Origin of the sequence: Streptomyces monashensis (genome assembly GCF_001866665.1) — a bacterium.
GTDB classification, from domain to species: domain Bacteria; phylum Actinomycetota; class Actinomycetes; order Streptomycetales; family Streptomycetaceae; genus Streptomyces; species Streptomyces monashensis.
On record NZ_MLYO01000037.1, the window covers coordinates 12,787 to 31,716 of the forward strand.

15 protein-coding genes are annotated in these 18,930 nt (G+C 75.0%); 9 read left to right on the forward strand and 6 right to left on the reverse strand.

Annotated features, from left to right (window positions below):
- Positions 1-8: 8 nt before the first annotated feature.
- The 4 genes from BIV23_RS23550 to BIV23_RS23565 all read left to right on the forward strand — a co-directional run bounded on the left by BIV23_RS23550 (position 9) and on the right by BIV23_RS23565 (position 5,698).
- Entirely contained in the window at positions 9-1,106 is a 1,098-nt protein-coding gene (locus tag BIV23_RS23550) for a mechanosensitive ion channel family protein (RefSeq protein ID WP_071382927.1), read from the forward strand.
- Positions 1,107-1,255: 149 nt separating this feature from the next.
- Positions 1,256-3,475, forward strand: a complete 2,220-nt coding sequence (locus tag BIV23_RS23555; RefSeq protein ID WP_071382928.1) for an NADP-dependent isocitrate dehydrogenase — start codon at positions 1,256-1,258, stop codon at positions 3,473-3,475.
- Positions 3,476-3,570: 95 nt separating this feature from the next.
- Positions 3,571-4,350: an N-formylglutamate amidohydrolase gene (locus BIV23_RS23560; protein ID WP_071382929.1), complete on the forward strand. Its 780-nt coding sequence runs from the start codon at positions 3,571-3,573 to the stop codon at positions 4,348-4,350.
- 79 nt (positions 4,351-4,429) lie between these two features.
- A complete protein-coding gene (locus BIV23_RS23565; protein ID WP_071382930.1) occupies positions 4,430-5,698 on the forward strand; it encodes a cytochrome P450 in 1,269 nt (422 codons plus the stop codon).
- A gap of 15 nt (positions 5,699-5,713) precedes the next feature.
- On the opposite strand, the gene BIV23_RS23570 is transcribed toward BIV23_RS23565, so the two are convergent.
- The 3 genes from BIV23_RS23570 to BIV23_RS23580 form a co-directional block, all read right to left on the reverse strand.
- The gene (locus BIV23_RS23570) at positions 5,714-6,139 is read right to left on the reverse strand and encodes a hypothetical protein (protein ID WP_071382990.1); all 426 of its coding nucleotides are present in this window, start codon (positions 6,137-6,139) and stop codon (positions 5,714-5,716) included.
- Between the two features lie 122 nt (positions 6,140-6,261).
- The gene (locus BIV23_RS23575) at positions 6,262-6,900 is read right to left on the reverse strand and encodes an RNA polymerase sigma factor (protein WP_177235203.1); all 639 of its coding nucleotides are present in this window, start codon (positions 6,898-6,900) and stop codon (positions 6,262-6,264) included.
- Complete coding sequence (locus tag BIV23_RS23580) at positions 6,897-8,342, reverse strand: S8 family peptidase (RefSeq protein WP_071382931.1); 1,446 nt, start codon at positions 8,340-8,342, stop codon at positions 6,897-6,899. Before BIV23_RS23580 ends, BIV23_RS23575 begins: the two co-directional genes overlap by 4 nt.
- Positions 8,343-8,419: 77 nt before the next feature.
- Between BIV23_RS23580 and BIV23_RS23585 the strand changes: the two genes are divergently transcribed.
- Entirely contained in the window at positions 8,420-11,032 is a 2,613-nt protein-coding gene (locus BIV23_RS23585; protein ID WP_177240008.1) for a CHAT domain-containing protein, read from the forward strand.
- A 166-nt stretch (positions 11,033-11,198) separates the two neighbouring features.
- Here BIV23_RS23585 and BIV23_RS23590 read toward each other — a convergent pair whose 3' ends face one another.
- Entirely contained in the window at positions 11,199-12,923 is a 1,725-nt protein-coding gene (locus BIV23_RS23590; protein ID WP_071382932.1) for a LuxR family transcriptional regulator AbsR2, read from the reverse strand.
- Positions 12,924-13,018: 95 nt separating this feature from the next.
- Here BIV23_RS23590 and absR1 point away from each other — a divergent pair, with 95 nt between their 5' ends.
- Positions 13,019-14,104 carry a beta-glucuronidase AbsR1 gene (gene absR1 / locus BIV23_RS23595; RefSeq protein WP_071382933.1) on the forward strand — a complete coding sequence of 362 codons (1,086 nt, stop codon included), beginning with the start codon at positions 13,019-13,021 and terminating at the stop codon, positions 14,102-14,104.
- Positions 14,105-14,726: 622 nt separating this feature from the next.
- On the opposite strand, the gene BIV23_RS23600 is transcribed toward absR1, so the two are convergent.
- Both BIV23_RS23600 and BIV23_RS53270 read right to left on the reverse strand, forming a co-directional pair.
- Positions 14,727-15,611, reverse strand: coding sequence for a glutathione S-transferase C-terminal domain-containing protein (locus BIV23_RS23600; protein ID WP_071382934.1), 885 nt, complete (start codon positions 15,609-15,611; stop codon positions 14,727-14,729).
- Positions 15,612-15,688: 77 nt separating this feature from the next.
- The gene (locus tag BIV23_RS53270; RefSeq protein ID WP_281250167.1) at positions 15,689-15,811 is read right to left on the reverse strand and encodes a putative leader peptide; all 123 of its coding nucleotides are present in this window, start codon (positions 15,809-15,811) and stop codon (positions 15,689-15,691) included.
- Between the two features lie 190 nt (positions 15,812-16,001).
- On the opposite strand from BIV23_RS53270, the gene BIV23_RS23605 reads away from it, so the two are divergent.
- The 3 genes from BIV23_RS23605 to BIV23_RS23615 are packed head-to-tail and all read left to right on the forward strand — an operon-like array spanning position 16,002 to position 18,929.
- Positions 16,002-17,162 carry an NAD(P)/FAD-dependent oxidoreductase gene (locus BIV23_RS23605; protein ID WP_071382935.1) on the forward strand — a complete coding sequence of 387 codons (1,161 nt, stop codon included), beginning with the start codon at positions 16,002-16,004 and terminating at the stop codon, positions 17,160-17,162.
- Positions 17,159-17,479, forward strand: coding sequence for a (2Fe-2S)-binding protein (locus tag BIV23_RS23610; RefSeq protein ID WP_071382936.1), 321 nt, complete (start codon positions 17,159-17,161; stop codon positions 17,477-17,479). The genes BIV23_RS23605 and BIV23_RS23610 overlap by 4 nt, the downstream gene beginning before the upstream one ends.
- Complete coding sequence (locus BIV23_RS23615) at positions 17,472-18,929, forward strand: FAD/NAD(P)-dependent oxidoreductase (RefSeq protein WP_071382937.1); 1,458 nt, start codon at positions 17,472-17,474, stop codon at positions 18,927-18,929. The genes BIV23_RS23610 and BIV23_RS23615 overlap by 8 nt, the downstream gene beginning before the upstream one ends.
- The last annotated feature ends 1 nt before the right edge of the window (position 18,930 follow it).

Genomic DNA, 18,930 nt, shown 5'->3' on the forward strand with positions numbered 1-18,930 from the left:
GGTGACCGGTGAACCGCGCGCCGACCCTGGACGATCTCGTCCTCGCCGGCATCGCGCTCGCCGCGGGCCTGCTGCTGGCCTTCCTGTCGCGCGCGGTGCTGCGCTGGCTGGCGGGGCACGCCAAGCGGACCAAGTGGAGCGGTGACGACGTCATCGTGGACGCGCTGCGCTCGGTCGTACCGTGGGCCGCGATCGCGGGCGGCGCGGCGGTCGCGGCGGCCGCGCTGCCCCTGACCCGCACGGTCCAGCACCACACCGATCAGATCCTCGAGGTGTGGCTGATCTTCGTGGCGACCCTGTCGGCGGCCCGGGTGATCGCCGGTCTGGTCCACACGGTCACCCAGTCCCGCTCGGGCGTGGCGGGCTCGGCGACCATCTTCGTCAACATCACCCGCGTGCTGGTCCTCGCGATCGGCTTCCTGATCGTCCTGCAGACGCTCGGCATCTCCATCGCACCCCTGCTCACCGCCCTGGGCGTGGGCGGTCTGGCGGTGGCCCTCGCCCTCCAGGACACGCTCGCCAACCTCTTCGCGGGCATCCACATCCTGGCCGCCAAGACCGTCCAGCCGGGCGACTACATCCGGCTCGGCAGCGGCGAGGAGGGCTATGTGGTGGACATCAACTGGCGCCAGACCACCGTCCGCCAGCTCTCCAACAACCTGGTGGTCATCCCCAACGGCCAGCTCGCCAAGGCCAACATGACCAACTTCACGCGCCCCGAGCAGCGGCTGACGGTGCTGGTGCAGGTCGGGGTGGCGTACGACGCGGACCTGGAGCACGTGGAGCGGGTGACCAAGGAGGTCGTCGCGGCGACCATGCGCGAGGTCCCCGGAGCGGTCCCGGAGCACGAGCCCGCCGTCCGCTTCCACACCTTCGGCGACTCCCGCATCGGCTTCACGGTGATCCTCGGCGTCGGCGAGTTCAGCGACCAGTACCGCATCAAGCACGAGTTCATCAAGCGCCTGCACCGCCGCTACCACGAGGAGGGCATCCGCATCCCGGCCCCGGCCCGCACGGTGGCGCTCCAGCAGGCAGCGGTGGTGATCCCGCAGCAGCGCAGCGGGGAGGACGTACTCCCGGGCGTGATCCCAGGGACCACGGAGTAGTGCACGCGTTCGACAGGGCGGGAGCGTCCCGGCCGGCGGCACCGCTCGATCGGAAAACGCCGGCCCAGTCGCGGACCCCTGTCGAGCCGACCCCGATCACGAGATATCTTGATGTCGAGCAATGTTGCAGACGTGGAGCGGAGCACCCGGTGACTGACTCGACCATCATCTACACCTACACAGACGAGGCCCCGGCCCTGGCGACGCATTCGTTCCTGCCGGTGATCCAGGCGTACGCCTCGCAGGCCGGTGTGCCGGTCACGACGCGCGACATCTCGCTGGCCGGGCGCATCATCGCCCACTTCCCGGAGTACCTGAACGAGGACCAGCGCATCCCCGACGCGCTGGCCGAGCTGGGCGAGCTGGCCAAGACCCCCGCGGCCAACATCGTCAAGCTGCCGAACATCTCGGCGTCCATCCCGCAGCTGAAGGCCGCCGTCGCCGAGCTCCAGGGCAAGGGCTACGCGCTGCCGGACTACCCGGACGACCCGAAGACCGACGAGGAGCGCGAGATCCGCGCCCGCTACGACAAGGTCAAGGGCTCCGCCGTCAACCCGGTGCTGCGTGAGGGCAACTCCGACCGCCGCGCCCCGGCCTCGGTGAAGAACTACGCCAAGACCCACCCGCACCGCATGGGCGCCTGGACCGCCGAGTCCAGGACGAACGTGGCGACGATGAGCGAGAACGACTTCGCCGCCACCGAGAAGTCCACGGTCGTCGCCGAGGACGGCACGCTCCGCTTCGAGCTGGTCGGCGCGGACGGCACCGCCACCGAGCTGCGCGAGCCGCTGAAGGTCGTCGCGGGCGAGGTCGTCGACGCAGCCGTGCTGCGCGTCGCCGCGCTCAAGGAGTTCCTCGCCGCGCAGGTCGCCCGCGCCAAGGCCGAGGGCGTGCTGTTCTCCGTGCACCTGAAGGCCACGATGATGAAGGTCTCCGACCCGATCATCTTCGGCCACGTGGTACGCGCCTTCTTCCCGAAGACCTTCGCGCAGTACGGCGAGACGCTGGCCGCCGCCGGCCTGTCCCCGAACGACGGCCTCGGCACCATCCTGGCCGGCCTGGCGAACCTGCCCGAGGGCGACGCGATCAAGGCCTCCTTCGACGCCGAACTGGCCGACGGCCCGGCCCTGGCCATGGTCGACTCGGACAAGGGCATCACCAACCTGCACGTCCCGTCCGACGTGATCGTGGACGCCTCCATGCCCGCGATGATCCGCACCTCCGGCCACATGTGGGGCCCGGACGGCCAGGAGGCCGACACCCTCGCGGTCCTGCCGGACCACAGCTACTCCGGCGTCTACCAGGCCGTCATCGAGGACTGCCGCGCCCACGGCGCCTTCGACCCGGCCACCATGGGCACGGTGCCGAACGTCGGCCTGATGGCGCAGAAGGCCGAGGAGTACGGCTCCCACGACAAGACCTTCGAGATCCCGGCCGACGGCACGGTCCGCCTGGTCGACGCCGCGGGCGACGTCGTCCTGGAGCAGGCCGTCGCCAAGGGCGACATCTTCCGCGCCTGCCAGACCAAGGACGCCCCGATCCGCGACTGGGTCAAGCTGGCCGTCACCCGCGCCCGCGCCACCGGCGACCCGGCGGTGTTCTGGCTGGACGAGAACCGCGGCCACGACGCGGTCCTGATCGAGAAGGTCAAGGCGTACCTGCCCGAGCACGACACCGAGGGCCTGGACATCAAGATCCTCTCCCCGGTCGAGGCCACCAAGCTGTCGGTGGAGCGCATCCGCCGCGGCGAGAACACCATCTCGGTGACCGGCAACGTGCTGCGTGACTACCTGACCGACCTCTTCCCGATCCTGGAGCTGGGCACCAGCGCCAAGATGCTGTCGGTCGTCCCGCTGATGGCGGGCGGCGGCCTGTTCGAGACGGGCGCCGGCGGCTCCGCGCCGAAGCACGTCCAGCAGCTGGTCAAGGAGAACTACCTGCGCTGGGACTCCCTCGGCGAGTTCTTCGCCCTGGTGCCGTCCTTCGAGCAGTACGCCGAGGCCACCGGCAACGCCCGTGCCAAGGTCCTCGCCGACACCCTCGACCGCGCCACGGCGACCTTCCTCAACGAGGACAAGTCCCCGACCCGTCGCGTCGGCGGCATCGACAACCGCGGCAGCCACTTCTACCTGTCCCTGTACTGGGCGCAGGAGCTGGCCCGGCAGACCGACGACGCCGACCTGGCCAAGGTGTTCGCGCCGTTCGCCGAGTCCCTCGCGGCCGACGAGCAGAAGATCGTCGGCGAGCTGCTCGCCGTCCAGGGCGAGCCGGCCGACATCGGCGGCTACTACCAGGTCGACCAGGCCAAGGCCGACGCGGTCATGCGCCCGTCGGCCACCTGGAACGCGACGCTCGCGTCCCTGAGCTGACCGCTCACGGCGGCCGGTCCGCCGTACCGCACTCCGCCCCGGCCGGGTACCTCCCGGCCGGGGCGCAGCCGTTGCCGAGCCTCCCGGAGCCGCGCGTGCCCTCCTTCGAACTGCTCCCCGGCGACCCCGGCTCGCCCGTCCTGCTGCACGTGCCGCACTCGGCGCGGGCGATCCCGGCGGACGTGCGCCGCGGGATCGTCCTGGACGACGCCGCACTGGAGCGGGAGCTGGACCACATCACGGACGCGCACACCGCCGAACTCGCCGAGCGGGCGGCCGAGTCGGCCGGGGTGACGCCGTGGCGGTTCGTGAACCGGCTGTCCCGGCTGGTCGTGGACCCGGAGCGGTTCCCGGACGAGCGCGAGGAGATGGCGGCCGTCGGGATGGGCGCCGTCTACACCCGGACCACGCACCAGGGCGAGCTGCGACGGCCGGACACCGATCCCGAACCCCTGCTGGAGCGCTGGTTCCGGCCGTACGCGCGCGCCATGACCGAGGCGGTGGCGGACCGGCTGGCGGCGACCGGGCGGGCCGTGATCATCGACGTGCACTCCTACCCGACCGCACCGCTGCCCTACGAGCTGCACGCCGCGGGCCCGCGTCCCGCGGTGTGCCTGGGCACGGACGCGTTCCACACGCCGCCGCGGCTGGCCGAGGCCGCCCGCGAGGCGTTCGCGGCCTGCGGGGAGACGGGGCTGGACAGCCCGTTCGCCGGGACGTACGTACCCCTGGAGTTCCACGGCGGGGACAGCCGGGTCGGCGCCCTGATGGTGGAGATCCGCCGGGACACCTACATGGCGGAGCCGGGCGGGGCGGCGGGGCCGGGGCTGGAGCGGCTGGCCGGGGCGCTGGCCGCGCTCGTCGACTCCGTCTGACACCGTCCGGCGCCCTGCCGGCGCCCCGCCTGGAGCACTCCCGCAGGACAGCGCCCCGCCCCCGTACCAGGGTGGGGGCATGACCGAGGAGACCACGCTCACCGGCCAGGCCCCGCCGCCCGTGCGGGACTGGTCCACGCCCGACCTGGACGGAACGGACTTCGACCCCTGCCTCGCCGGCCTCATGCGCGAGGGGCCGCTGACCCGGATCCGGCTGCCGTTCGGCGAGGGCTGGGCGTGGCTGGCGACCCGCTACGACGATGTGAAGCTGATCACCAACGACCCGCGGTTCAGCCGCGCCGAGGTGACACATCGTCAGGTCACCCGCATGGCACCGAACTTCGCGCCCCGCCCCGGCTCGCTCGCCTGGGCGGACCAGCCCGACCACAACCGGCTGCGCAAGCCGGTGGCCGGCGCGTTCACGGTGAGCGCGATGAAACGGCTGCGGCCCCGCGCCCAGGAGATCCTGGACGAGCTGATGGACGGGGTCGTACGGGACGGGCCGCCCGCCGAGCTGATCGAGCGGGTGCTGGAGCCGTTCCCCCTCAGCGTCGTCAGCGAGGTGATGGGCGTGCCCGCCGCCGACCGGGCGCAGGTGCACGCCTGGACCCGGGAGATCATCTCCACCAACGGGGTCGAGGCGGCCGGCCGGGCCAAGGAGGGCCTGTACGGGTGGATCACCGCGACCATCCGGGCCCGGGCCGCCAGGCCCTGTCGTGAAACTCCCGTCTGCCCCGCGACGACAGGGCCTGGCCCGGGCGAGGACGTCTACTCGATGCTCGGCGCGGCCGTGGCGCGCGGGGACGTCCGGGAGGAGGAGGCCGTCGGGCTCGCCGGGCCCCTCCAGATCGGCGGCGAGGCCGTCACGCACAACTGCGGCCAGATGCTGTACCTGATGCTGACCCGGCCGGAGCTGATCGAGCGGATGCGGGCGCGTCCCGAGGCGCGCGGCCCGGTGCTGGACGAGCTGCTGAGGTGGATCCCGCACCGCAGCTCGGTCGGGCTGTCCCGGATCGCCCTTGCGGACGTGGAGATCGCCGGCCACCGGATCGCCGCGGGCGACCCGGTGTACGTCTCCTACCTCGCGGCCAACCGGGACCCGGCCGTCTTCCCCGACCCGGACCGCATCGACCCCGACCGCGAGCCGAACCCGCACCTGGCGTTCGGCAACGGCCCGCACTTCTGCACCGGAACGCTGCTGGCCCGGCTGCAGACCGAGCTGCTGGTCGACACGCTGCTGGAGCGGCTGCCCGGGCTGCGGCTCGCCGTGCCGCCGGAGCGGGTGGCCTGGCGGCACCGGACGATGATCCGCGGCCCGCGAACCCTGCCGGTCACCTGGTCCGGCTGACCTCGCACCCCGGGTTCAGGCCCGCAGCCACTCCGTGACGATCACGTCCGCGCCGGTCCGCAGCCTGAGGGCGAACGGTCCGGCCGGGGGTGCGTCGCTGGTGAAGCGGCCGAGCGTGTCGACCATGACCGGGCGGGCGGTCTGCGGGCCGCCGAGCACCTCGACGCGCGCCGACCCCGCCGGCATCACCTGCCCGATCAGCCCGCCCTCCGTCACCTCGACGTCCACGGTCACCTCACCCGCCCGGAACGTCAGCATCCGCGGCGGGTCCGTGACGCCCCTGACGGGCAGCGCGTCCACCAGCGAGTCGAAGGTCAGCTCGGCGATCTGCGCGTCCAGGTCGTGCAACGCGTAGGCGTCCAGCGCCAGTTGGCGCAGGGCGTCCGGGACGGGGTCCAGGACGGTGGCCGCCTGCCGCAGCTCCTCCTCCAGCAGTGCCATCGCGAACTCGGCGTCGCCCGCGTCCTCGTCGGACGGCACGCCCTCGTCGTCCGCGCCCGCCGGGAGGAAACCGTCCGCTTCGTCCGCGCCCTCCGGGGGCACGCCGTTGCCGTCATCGCCGCTCATGCCGCACCTCGTGCGTCCATTCGCGCCCGCAGCCGGCGCAGACAGCGCTGGCGCAGAGGCCCGATACTGCCGACCGCGATACCGAGCGCGGCCGAGATCTCCACATAGCTGGGCGGCGGGGACGCGACCAGCACGCGCAGCAGCTGCCGGCAGCGCTCGCCCATCCCCTCCAGCTCCTGCCACAGGCGGCGCACCCGCTCGGCACGGTCCGCCGCCTCCTCCGAGTCGATCAGCGACTCCTCCGGTGTCCGGTCGTCGCTGGCCCGGTCCAGCACCTGCGGATCGTCCGTCAGGGTCAGCCGCGTCAGGCTCTTGAGCACCTTCAGGCACTCGTGCCGGGCCGTGCTGGCGAGCCACGAACCGGCCTTGTCCGGCTCGCGGATCCGCCCCAGGTTCTGGGCGAAGCGGAACCAGACGGTCTGGTAGACCTCATGGGCGTCCGCGTCGGAGAGCCGGTGTGCGCGCACCACCGACCACACCAGCGGACTCATCCCCTCCACCAGCGCCTTCCAGGCCGCGGCGTCCCCGTCGACGGCGGACTGGACCAACCCCCCGACCTCTGTACGGTCCACGGCTCCACCCCTCGTGTACGGCACGTCATCGTACGCCGTGGAGTGGAGGGTTCCGGACCTCATACCGGTACCGCCGGGTCGACGACGGCTGCCGGGCGCCAGGTGGGCGGCCGGAGCACCGGGACGCGCGCCCCGCGCACCTCCGCGCTGCCGGTGGCCGCCGCGAGCAGCGCGTCACGGGCGGCGCGCGGGTCGCGCTCCCCGTACGCCGTCATGTGCGCGGCGACGAGACCCGCGACCACCGGCGTGGCGAACGACGTGCCGCTCCACTGCGCGAGCCCGTCGAACATCACCTGGTGCGGCTTGGCACCGGTGTTCTCCCGGCTCTCGCTCAACGCGCCGGTGTGGCGCGGGAACTGGCAGGTGCAGGCGTAGTCGTAGTCGAACCGGCAGGCCTCGTAGGTGGAGTGCTGGTAGACGTACGGCACGGGCCTGTCGAAGCCGGTGAGGGCGCTGGTGAGGCGCTCGCCGGGGGCGAAGACCTGTACCCAGGGCCCGTGGTTGCTGAAACAGGCCTCGCACGTGCCGTCCGCGCTCAGCGCGCCGACCGACAGGACGCTGTCCCGGTAGGCGGGCACGCCGGTGTAGGCGGCGGGCCAGAACGGCGCGTGGCTGGAGTTGTTGCCGGCGGCGGCCACCAGCAGGGTGCGCTGCTCGCGCAGTTCCGCCATGAAGGCGTCCAGGCCGATGAGGCCGTCGGTGATGCCCTCGGTGGTGGTGCCGGCGGAGAGGCTGATGATGTCGGGCCAGCCGCCGTCGTCGACCGCCTCGAAGAGCCGGGCGCCGAACTCCGACTCCAGGATCGCGCCCGCGTCGCTCAGCGTGTTGCGGACGGTCACCTCGGTGCGGGGCGCGACGGCCGCGAGGATCCCGGCGATGAACGTGCCGTGGCCGACGTACTGGCGCAGCACCCCGTCGGCGTCGGTCTCGGCGGGCTGGACGTCGCCCGTGGTGTGGGCGAGCGGCGGGTAGGCCGCGTGGTCGTGCACGAGACCGGTGTCGATCACGAGGACCTCGACGGGGCTGCCGCGGCCCTCGGCACTCTCCTCGCCGTAACGGTCCTCGGCGACGGCCGGGTTGGCCCGCCGGGTGCGCGCGACGGGCACCGGCTCGTCGCCGGGGCAGGCGTTGACCGCGATGTGCACCACGTGGTTGCGGCTCACCAGCCGCCGGCCGTGGCGGCCCTCGGCCTCGCGCAGGGCGCGCAGGGCGTGCGGGACGGTGTCGTCGCCCTCGGCCGGGTCGCCGATCCGGATGCGGGTGACGCCGGTGCGGTTGGTCTGCGGGCCCTCCCGGCGCACCTGGTCGGGGACGAGCCCCGCGGTCTCCGTGAAGTGGGCGCGCACGGTGTCCTCGACGACCCGGGCCTCCTCGCCGTCCCGGGCGAGGACGACGCCCCGCTCGTACAGGAAGTGTCCGGTGTCGTCCGGGCCCATCGCCAGGGCGGTGCCGGGCATGGACCGCTGGATGTGGTCGAACTGCTCGTGGAAGCGCTGTGGTGCCATGGTGTCTCCTCCCCCGACAAGACGGTGTACGACAGTGGGAGTCCCGAGGACACCGTCTGATACAGCTGGCCACTACCATGCGAGACGTGACGCCGGGAAGCGAGTCAGTTTCCGAATTGCTGCCCCTGGTCTTCGCCGACCCGGGCGAGGCCCGGGCGCGCGCGGAACAGGTGCTGCGAGCCGGACCGCCGCCGCTGCACGCCAGCGTCGCCCACCAGGTCCTCGGCATCTGGCAGCGGGACTTCGGCGACCTGCGGATCGCGCTCGGGCACCTGCGCCGCGCCCGGGACCTCGCCGCCCGCGCCGACTCGGCCGACCGGGAGGCCGATGTGCTCGCGACCCTCGGGGTCGCACTGGTGCACGCGGGGCGCACGCGGCAGGGGCTCACCTCCTTCGAGCGCGGGGTCGCCCGGGGCAGCGGACACACCCGGGCCCGGGTGCTGTACCGGCGGGCGTACGTGTGGTGGGTGCTGGGGCACCACCGCGAGGCGCTGGAGGACGTACGGCGGGCACTGCCGGTGCTGCGGCAGGTCGGCGACGACATCTGGACCGCGCGGGCGCTGACCCTGCGGGCCACCGTGCACCTGGCGCTCGGCGCGGTGGACCGGGCCGTCGCGGACTTCACGGCGGCCGAGCGGCTGTGGGACACCACCGGCCAGGAGCACGACAAGGCCGACGCGGTGGAGAGCCGGGGCCTCGCCGCCTTCCGGTCCGGGGACGTCCCGGCCTCGCTGCGGCTGCTGGACGAGGCCGAGGAGCGCTACGCCAAGCTCGGCACGCCGACGTACATGCTGTCCATCCGGCGCTGCGAGGTGCTGATGGCGGCCGGCCTCGCCCCGGAGGCGCTGGCCGAGGCGGACGCGACGATCGCGCTGCTGGACCGCATCGGCGGGCAGTCCACCCGCAAGGCCGAGCTGCTGCTGGCGGCCGCGCGCGCGGCCCGCTCGGCCGGGGACCCGCACACCGCGGTCGCCCGCGCCGCCGTCGCCGTACGGCTGTTCGCGGCCCAGCGGCGGATGTGGTGGGAGACACACGCCCGGCTGGTGCTGATCGAGGCCCGGGTGGCGGCCGGGCGCAGCTCGGGGCGCCTCGTCGCGGACGCGGCGGCGGTCGCCGAGAAGCTCGCCTCCTTCGGTTCGCCCGCCGCGCCGGAGGCCTCGCTGCTCGCGGGCCGGATCGCGCTCGCGCTGGGCTGGACGGCGGACGCCGAACGGCACCTGGCGGTGGCCGCGCGCAGCCGGCACGCAGGGCCGCCGCCGGCCCGGGTGACCGGCTGGGCCGCCCAGGCGCTGCGGGCCCGGGCCGCCGGGTCCCGGCGCGGGGTGCTGGAGGCCTGCCGGCGCGGCCTGGACGTACTGGACGACCACCGGATGACGCTCGGCGCCTCCGAGCTGCGCGCCCGCACGACCGCGCAGGGCGCCGAACTGGCCGCGCTCGCCCAGGAGGCGAGCCTCGCGCAGGGCGGCCCGCGGCGGCTGCTGGAGTGGAGCGAGCGCTGGCGGGCCACGGTCCTGTCGGCGCCGCCGACCCGGCCGCCGGCCGACCCGGCCCTGCTCAGCGGCCTGACCGCCTACCGGGAGATAGCGGCCCGCGCGGAGGAGGCCCGCATGGAGGGCCGCCCGGTGCCCGCGCTGGAGCGGGAACAGCGGCGGCTGGAGCGGGAGATCCGCTCCCGTACCCACCACATCCACGGGGCCGCGTCCGACGAGGGGGACCGCTTCGACACGGCCCGGCTGCTGGAGCGGCTCGGCGACGCCCGCCTGGTCGAACTCGCCGTCGTGGACGGCCGGGTGCACATCCTGCTGTGCGGACAGGGCCGGGTGCGGCGGTTCGCCGGCGGCCCGCTGACGGAGGCGCTGGCCGAGGCCGAGTACGTCCAGGCGGGGCTGCGCCGGCTCGCCCACCCCGGCGCCGAGGCGCGACTGCCGATGGTGGAGGCGGGCGGGCAACGGCTCCAGGAACTGCTGCTGGGCGGCGCGGCCGGGCACCTCGGCGGCGCTCCCGTGGTGATCGTGCCGCCGGGCGCCCTGCACCGGGTGCCGTGGGCGCTGCTGCCCGCGCTGCGCGAGCGGGTGCTGAGCGTGTCGCCGTCCGCGAGCAGCTGGCTGCGCGCCCGCGAGACCGAACCGCCGCCGGGCGGCCGGCACGTCCTGGTGCGCGGCCCCGGCCTCGCCACCGGCGGCGCGGAGGTGCCGGAGGTGGCCGACCGGTACGGCACGGCGACGGTGCTGGAGGGCGACGGCGCCCAGGTCCCCCGGGTCCTGGAGCACCTCGACGGCGCGGCGCTCGCGCATCTCGCGGCGCACGGTACGTTCCGCGCGGACAGCCCGCTGTTCAGCAGCCTGCGGATGGCCGACGGCCCGCTGATCGTGCACGACTTCGAGCGCCTCGACCGCAGCCCGTACCGGATCATCCTCTCCAGCTGCGACACCGCCCGCCTCGCCTCGGTCGGCGCCGACGAACTCCTCGGCCTGGTCACCGCGTTGCTCCCGCTCGGCACGGCCGGTGTGGTGGCGAGCAGCGCCCCGGTCAACGACGCGGCGGTGGTCCCGCTGATGCTCGCCCTGCACAAGGGCCTCGACACCGGCCTCTCCCTGGCCGAGGCCCTGCGCGACGCCCGTACGACCCTGCCGAACGACCCGCTCCACCAGGCGACGGGCTGGGCGTTCGCGGCGTTCGGAGCGGCGTGAGCACCGGCCGGCGCTCTGCGGGTCCGGCGCAGTCCGGCGCGGTCCGGCGGCGCCCCGAAGGGGGGCGCGGGGCTCCCTCGACACGCGGCTCCGCCGCGTGGGCGCGACCCGCCGCGACGGACCCGCGGACGACCGACGGCACAGTGCGGCACTTCCGGCGGAGCGCTCAGGCCGACACGCACTCCGGCAGCGCGACGACCCTCGGCAACGCCCCCCGGTCCCCGCTGCCCAGCCGGGTGTACGCGCTGTAGAGATGGTTGCCGACCGTCCGCACGGACAGGGTCAGCCGCTCGGCGATCTCCCGGTTGCTCAGCCCGGCCGCGGCGAGGGTGACGATCTGCCGCTGCCGTGCGGTCAGTTCGCCGAGCACGAGCCCGTCCAGCGCGGACGTCCGCGCCCCCTGGCAGCAGCGTGCGAGCGCGACGGCCCGGGTACGGGAGAGCCGTGCCGCCCGCGGATCCCGGTGCACCCGTACGGCCTGTGCGTGCGCCTCCGCCGCGAAGAGCAGGAACCCGCGCTCCGCCAACGCCTCGGCGGCCCGGTCCAGTCCGCCCCCGTCACCGCGCCGCAGCGCATCGGCATGACGCGCGAACGCGCTCCCCTGCGGCAGCCGCCCCACCGCCCGCTCGGGCTTTCCCGAGCGCACCGCTTCATACCGGGCGAACACCGCATCCACGTCGTCGAACCTCAACCCACCCTCCGCCAGCCGGAGTTCCGCCTCGCAGGCCGCGTCACCCGGCGTCTCCCGCACCCCCTCGCGCGCCCAGGCGGCGGCGTCCCGTACCTCGCCCCGCAGCCGCGCGAACCGAGCCCGTACGGCGGCGTACCCGGCCGGGACCGGCATGCCCTCCGCGACCAGCCACTCCCCCACCGGGGCGGACGCCTCCCGGACGTCCAGCCGCTCGATCCCCCGTACCAGGGCGCGCCGTTCGGCCTCCAGGGCGGGGCCGAGGTCGCGCGGCCCACGCGTCAGCCGGCGGGCGCGCAGCCGGCCGGTCACAGCGCGCAGGGCCGGGCCGTGCAGGGGATGGGCGAGGGTGACGGCCGCCGCCCGGTCGTCGACGTGGATCAGGCCGTCCGTCTCCAGACGCTCCAGGGCGTCGAGGTCGAGGCCGTCCAGCGGCAGGGCGAGCGGCTCGGCGAACGCGAGGCGTTCCAGCGTCTCCCGTTCGCCGGGGCCGGAGCGCTCCAGCAGCGGGGCGAGCCGTTCGCGCACGGCCGGGGTGACCGGCAGCGGGCCGCGCAGGCTCCGCTCGCCGGAGCCGGGAAGGGACGTCAGCAGGCCGCCGGCCGCCGACGCGGCGACCAGGTCCCGCAGCAGCCGCAGATCGCCCCGGCACACGCCGTGCAGACGGCGCACGGTGAGCGGGTCGAGCCCGGCGGTGGCGAGGAGCTGCGCGACGTCCTCGTACGGCAGCGGCGACAGGGCCAGCCGGGGCAGCAGTTCACCGGTCCACAGCCGGGAGACCGCAGCGGGTACGGGCACCCCGTCCACCGCGGCGACGACCAGCCGGGTACGCCCGTGCACGGCGAGGTGGTGGACCAGGGCGGCCGAGGCCTCGTCCAGCAGATGGGCGTCGTCCACGACGAGGAGCCGCAGGCCGGACAGGATCCGGACCGCGCGCTGCGGCGAGACGGCGTCGGGCAGCAGGTGCGCGAAGGCGGCGAAGGGCAGCTCCCGGGCCGCGGGCGTGCCGGTGACCTGGGCGTGGTCGGTGCCCCGGACCGCCTCCGTGATCAGCCGGGTCTTTCCGTGGCCGGCCGGTCCGGTCACCACGACGCCCTGCCGGACGGCCGCCCACGCGCTGCGCACCCGCTCCAGTTCGTCGTCCCGGCCGGTGAAGGGCCAGGGCGGCCGAGCGGTCGTCGCGTCCTGTTCGTAAGTCGTCACATCATCAGGAGCGCGCGTACTCAGGTTTGATACAGGGCGACTTGAGTAGACCCCGACTCAGGCGCCCGGCAGCGCCCGGCGGGCAGTCTGGGCGCATGACCCGACGCCTGTGCTCGCTACCGCGGCGGCCGGCCCCGGACTTCGCACCGGGGCTGACAGCCGAGCGGCTGGGCGCGCTGCTCGCCGGGCGGCGGATGTGGGTCAACGGCACGGTGCTGCACTACTACTTCTACGACCACGGCTGCGACGCCTCCGTGATCCCGGTTCCCGGGACCGGGGAGCTGCGCCGGATGCCGTGGGCCGGTGGGGAAGCACCACGGGACGCGGTTCGCGACTGTCTGCGCGAGTGGCAGGAGCTCGGCATCGGTGTCACGTTCACCGAGGTCGGCGACCGGCACGAGGCGGAGCTGCGGATCGGGTTCCAGCAGGGCGGCGGCTCCTGGTCCGCGGTGGGCCGGGAAGCGCTGTCGGTCGGCCGGGGCGAGCGCACCATGAACCTGGGATGGGATGTGACGGGGCCCCAGGAGCGCGGCACGATCCTGCATGTGATCGGGCACGCGCTCGGCATGGTGCACGAGCACCAGAGCCCGTACGCCGGGATCCACTGGGACGACGAGGCCGTGTACGCCGAACTGGCGGGCCCGCCGAACTTCTGGAGCCGGGAGACGACGGACACCAACGTCCTGCGCGCGCTCGACGCGGGCGAGGCGAGCGGATCGGTGTGGGATCCGCAGTCGGTGATGACGTTTCCGTTCGGGCCTGGGCTGGTGCTGGAGCCGGAGCAGTACCGCGGGGGGCTGCGTCCCTCCGGTGCTCCGTCCCCGGCCGACAAGGAGTTCGTGCTCCGCTGGTATCCGCCGGCCTCTCCGGCCGGTCCGACCGCGCTGGTGCCGTTCCGTTCAGCGCCGCTCGGGCTCGGACCGGGCGAGCAGGCCGACTTCACCGTCGCGCCGCCGGAGACCCGCGAGTACACCGTGGGCACCTTCGGCGACGCCGACACCGTGCTCGTGGTCTTCGAGGAGCGGGACGGGGAGCCGCGTTTCCTCGCGGGGCACGACGACGGCGGCGGGCCGGACAACGCCGCCGTCCGCGTCCGGCTCGTCAAGGGCCGCCGCTATGCCGTCCGGGTCCGGTTGTACTCGACCTGGGGTTCGGGGGAGACAGCGGTCATGTGCTGGTGACGGCACAGGGACGACGACAACCACAGTCCGGCACCGGGGGAACGGTCGCGGACGTCACCTACGGGGGAGGTGACGTCCGCGACCGCGCCGTTTCCCCGTCGCACGGCGTGCTTCACCCGGCTGCTTCACCCACCGGGCTTCACGAGGCGGCCCGTTCGCTCCGGGCCGCGTCCGGGTGGGCGAGGGCCCAGGTGGTCGCGGATCGACCATGTGCGGGCCTCGGCGAGCCGGCGCCACTCGCGGGCAACGGCGATCGGGTTCGGCGGCCTCCTCGTCGGTGTCGACGAGCACGCAGGCCGCGGCGGGCGGGACGAGCAGGTCGCCGGGGCGGCGGCCGGCGCGGGCGGCACGGTGAAGGTGTCCGGGAAGTCGGACTCGGCGCGATGGCGGGGCTCCTGCCTGGGGCGGCACCCCGGTCGTCGCACGCCGCACGGGCGTGGGCCGCGACGGCGCTACGGCGCGGGGCGGCCCGCGGCGGCGCTCGGGACACCGGGGCGGGGCAGGGGCTGGACGGGCGACCGTGACGCGGCCGACCGTTTTCGGCCGCCGGTTGGGGCAGCCGGCCGCCGGTATGTCAACGGCCGTCCGCCAGACGGACGTTCAGCGTCCCCGCACGCCGCTCTCACCTGCGGGAAGCGTCCTCGGCGCCGACGGCGTGCGTCGCCCAGTCCAGGATCTGGACGGCCGCCCCGGCGGCTTCCAGTCCCTGGCAACGGCCGTGGTGGCGGCGGGAGATGCCGTCGAGGTCGAGGTGCCGGCCGAAGGCGGGACGCGCGGCCAGCCGGCGGGCCCAGGCCCACAGGGCGCGGTGGCCGGCGATGCGGTGCACGGCGGAGGCGTCGAGGTGGCAGCGGTGGACGGTGTCGAGCTGGACCAGGGTCACCCACAGTTCGACGTCGGCGGCGGTGAGCCGGTCGTCGACCAGGTACTCCTCCCCGGCCAGCCGCCTCTCCAGCCGGCTCAGGGTGTCGAGCAGCACGTCGAGGGCGGCGGCGCGCCCGTCCGGGTCGCCGCCCGCCTGTCCGGCCCGCTGCGCGGCCTCCCCGATGTCATCGCACATCCCCTCGACGGCCTCGATCACGGACTCCTGGCCGCACGGGTACAGCACGGCGCGCCCCTCGTGCGGGAAGCGGTCGAGGTCGCGCAGGATCTCGCGGGCCCGGGTGCTGACGATGCGGCCGGACCAGTCGTCGCTGAGCACGGGGGCGAGGGCCGGCCCGGTGTAGTGGTGGGCGCTGGCCTCGTACAGCGGGCGCAGCGCGGCGTGACCGCCGCCGGGACCGTCCGGGACGGCGGGCAGGAGGGTGACGGGACAGCTGTCGCCCAGGCCGAGGACGTCGTGTCCGACGGCGAGGCGCAGTCCGTCGGGACCGGCGGTGGATAGGTGGAGCCGGTAGCGGTGGGCCACGGCGTAGTGGCCGCTGCGGGCGTCCCGGCCGATCCGGCCCCGGAAGACGGGGGCGGCGCGGTGGACGGACGGGACGGCGGCGAGCGGAGTGCTGGACATGCGTCTCCCCGGGTGGTGGGCGTGCGGTGGGGCGCGCCGACGGACGGCGTCGGCCGGTGGGCGCGCGGGAGCCGGGCTCAGCGGCGCGGGCTGATCGCGCTGCACACACGCAGCAGATCGATGTGGCGGCGGGAGGTGAGCAGGGGGGCGCGGAGCGGTGTACGGCCGGTGCGGCCGGTGACCGATGCGAGGCGCGCCATCATTCCCTACCTGTTCACTAGGGTTCCCGCCCTGAAGTGTCGATCCGGCTCCGTGCGACGTCAAGAGGGGGGCCACGCCTCAGACTCCGGGCGGGAGGGAAAGGAGGACGGTGCGGCTCGGGACGATGCGCGCGCGGCCGCGCGTGTCCGAGGTCTCCCCAGACAGTGCGCCATGTGACATAGTACTGCCGTGGCAAAGCGACTGACCTGCGATGTCGTGGTCGTCGGAGCCGGCATGGTCGGCGCGGCCTGTGCTCTGTACGCCGCGCGGGCGGGCCTCGACGTACGGGTGGTGGACCGGGGACCGGTGGCCGGCGGCACCACCGGGGCGGGCGAGGGCAACCTCCTCGTCTCGGACAAGGAACCGGGCCCGGAGCTCGAACTCGCCCTGCTGTCGGCCCGGTTGTGGGAGCGCCTGGCGGACGGGCCGGGTGCGGCGGCCGAGTACGAGCCCAAGGGCGGCCTGGTGGTCGCCCGGACGCCCGCCGCCCTGGCCGCGCTGACGGAGTTCGCGGCCGGACAGCGCGCCGCCGGCGTCCTCGCCGAGCCGGTGAGCGCGGCCGAACTGCCGGACCTGGAGCCCCACTTGGCCGCGGACCTGGCGGGCGGGGTGCACTATCCGCAGGACGCACAGGTCATGCCCGCCCTGGCCGCGGCGCATCTGCTGCGCGCCTGTGGCGCCCGGCTGCACACGGGCCGGACGGTGACCGGGGTGATCCGCGGGCCGGACGGCACGGTCCGCGGCGTCCGCACCGACCGGGGCGACCTGTCCGCACCGGCGGTGGTGAACGCGGCCGGCACCTGGGGCGGCGACCTCGCGGCACTCGCGGGCGTCCGGCTGCCGGTCCTCCCCCGGCGCGGCTTCGTCCTCGTCACCGAGCCGCTGCCGCGCCTGGTCCGGCACAAGGTGTACGCGGCGGACTACGTGGCGGACGTGGCGAGCGACTCGGCCGCCCTGCGCACCTCGCCGGTCGTGGAGGGCACGGCCGCCGGACCGGTGCTGATCGGCGCGAGCCGGGAACGGGTCGGCTTCGACCGCTCGCTGTCCCTGCCCGCCGTACGGGCGCTCGCCGCCGGGGCGATCGGGCTGTTCCCCTTCCTGGAGCGGGTCCGCGCGCTGCGCACGTACGCCGGATTCCGGCCGTATCTGCCCGACCACCTCCCGGCGATCGGCCCCGACCCCCGGGCACCCGGGCTCTTCCACGCCTGCGGGCACGAGGGCGCCGGCATCGGACTCGCCACCGGCACCGGCCGGCTGATCGCCCAGGCACTCACCGGCGGGACACCGGAGCTGGACCTCACCCCGTTCCGCCCGGAGCGGTTCGACGCGGACGGAGGCGACACGCCGTGAATCCCCTGGAGTTGACCCGGGCCCGGCCGGGCCGGCCTTTCACCGTCACCCTGGACGGGCGGCCCGTCGAGGCGCTGCCCGGACAGACGGTCGCGGCGACGCTGTGGGCGGCCGGCGTGCCGGCCTGGCGCACCACGCGCGGCACGGGCCGGCCGCGCGGGGTGTTCTGCGGGATCGGGGTGTGCTTCGACTGCCTGGTGACCGTCAACGGCCGTGCGAACCAACGCGCTTGCCTGGTCCCGGTGCACCCGGGCGACGCGATCCGCACCCAGGAGGGGACAGGGCCGGCCGGAGGGACGGTACAGGGCGATGAGTGAGCGTGTTCATCTCGCCGTCGTCGGCGCCGGTCCGGCGGGCCTCGCCGGGGCGCTGGCGGCGGCTTCCCGGGGCGTGCGCGTCACCCTGGTCGACGCGGGCGACCGGGCGGGCGGCCAGTTCTACCGGCAGCCCGCCCCCGCCCTGAACGCCCGCCGCCCGCAGGCGCTGCACCATCAGTGGCGCACCTGGCGGCGGCTCGCGGACGGCCTGGCCCGGCACACCGAGGCCGGGTACCTCACGCATCTGACGGGACATCATGTGTGGTGCGTACAGCGGGAGTCGGACTCCCTCGCGGTGCACGCCCTGCTCGGACCGGAGCAGGAGGAGGGCGTCACGGTGCACGCCGACGCGGTCCTGCTCGCGACCGGCGGTTACGAGCGGGTGCTGCCCTTCCCGGGCTGGACGCTGCCCGGAGTCGTCACGGCGGGCGGTGCGCAGGCCATGCTCAAGGGCGGCCTGGTACTGCCGGGCCGTACGGTCGTGGTCGCGGGCACCGGACCGCTGCTGCTGCCGGTGGCCACGGGGCTCGCCGCGGCCGGTGCGCGGGTGGCCGCACTGGTGGAGTCCGCCAGCCCCGCGGCCCTGCTGCGCCGGGCGCCCGGCCTCGCGGCGCAGCCCGGCAAGCTCGCCGAAGGCGTCTGGTACGCGGGGCTGTTGGCGCGGCACCGGGTGCCCGTCCTGGCCCGGCACACCGTGGTGGCGGCGCACGGCACCGACCGGCTGACGGCGGTCACCGTCGCCGCGCTGGACCGCACCGGCCGGATCCGGCCCGGCACCGCGCGCCGCATCCCCTGCGACACCCTCGCCGTCGGCCACGGCATGCTGCCGCACACCGATCTCGCCGAGACCCTCGGCTGCGCGCTCGCCGGCACGGCCGTACGGGTGGACGCGGAGCAGCGCACCGACGTGCCCGGGGTGTGGGCCGCCGGCGAGGCCACCGGCGTCGGCGGCGCGGCCCTCGCCCTGGCCGAGGGGCACATCGCCGGCCGCTCGGCGGCCGCTCGCATGCGGGGCACCGTCCCCGACCCGCCCGCCTGGGCCGCCGCCGACCGGGCCAGGACCCGGCACCGGGCCTTCTCCACGGCGCTCGACACCGTGTACGCGCCGCCCGCGGGCTGGGCGGAGCGGATCCCGGACGACACGGTGGTGTGCCGGTGCGAGGAGGTCACCGCGGGCGAGGTCCGTACGGCCGCCCGGACGCTCGGGGCCACCGACCTGCGCTCCGCGAAGCTGCTCACCCGGGCCGGCATGGGCTGGTGCCAGGGCCGGATGTGCGCACCCGCGGTGGCCGGCCTCACCGGCTGCCCGCTGACGGCGGCACGCCGCCCGTTCGCACGCCCCGTCCCGCTCGGCGTACTGGCGGGCCTGCCGGACGCCCCGGACGGACCAAAAGCTCCGGGGGCTCCGGAGGACCGGGCGGCGGACGACAGCTCACCCGCACAACAGTGAT

Excerpts from the sequence above, each read along its gene's own strand:
- BIV23_RS23565 (WP_071382930.1), top strand. The coding sequence starts at position 4,430 with ATGACCGAGGAGACCACGCTCACCGGCCAGGCCCCGCCGCCCGTGCGG.
- BIV23_RS23570 (WP_071382990.1), bottom strand. The coding sequence starts at position 6,139 with ATGGCACTGCTGGAGGAGGAGCTGCGGCAGGCGGCCACCGTCCTGGAC.
- BIV23_RS23575 (WP_177235203.1), bottom strand. The coding sequence starts at position 6,900 with ATGAGGTCCGGAACCCTCCACTCCACGGCGTACGATGACGTGCCGTAC.
- BIV23_RS23580 (WP_071382931.1), bottom strand. The coding sequence starts at position 8,342 with ATGGCACCACAGCGCTTCCACGAGCAGTTCGACCACATCCAGCGGTCC.
- BIV23_RS23585 (WP_177240008.1), top strand. The coding sequence starts at position 8,420 with ATGCGAGACGTGACGCCGGGAAGCGAGTCAGTTTCCGAATTGCTGCCC.
- absR1 (WP_071382933.1), top strand. The coding sequence starts at position 13,019 with ATGACCCGACGCCTGTGCTCGCTACCGCGGCGGCCGGCCCCGGACTTC.
- BIV23_RS23600 (WP_071382934.1), bottom strand. The coding sequence starts at position 15,611 with ATGTCCAGCACTCCGCTCGCCGCCGTCCCGTCCGTCCACCGCGCCGCC.
- BIV23_RS53270 (WP_281250167.1), bottom strand. The coding sequence starts at position 15,811 with ATGGCGCGCCTCGCATCGGTCACCGGCCGCACCGGCCGTACACCGCTC.
- BIV23_RS23615 (WP_071382937.1), top strand. The coding sequence starts at position 17,472 with ATGAGTGAGCGTGTTCATCTCGCCGTCGTCGGCGCCGGTCCGGCGGGC.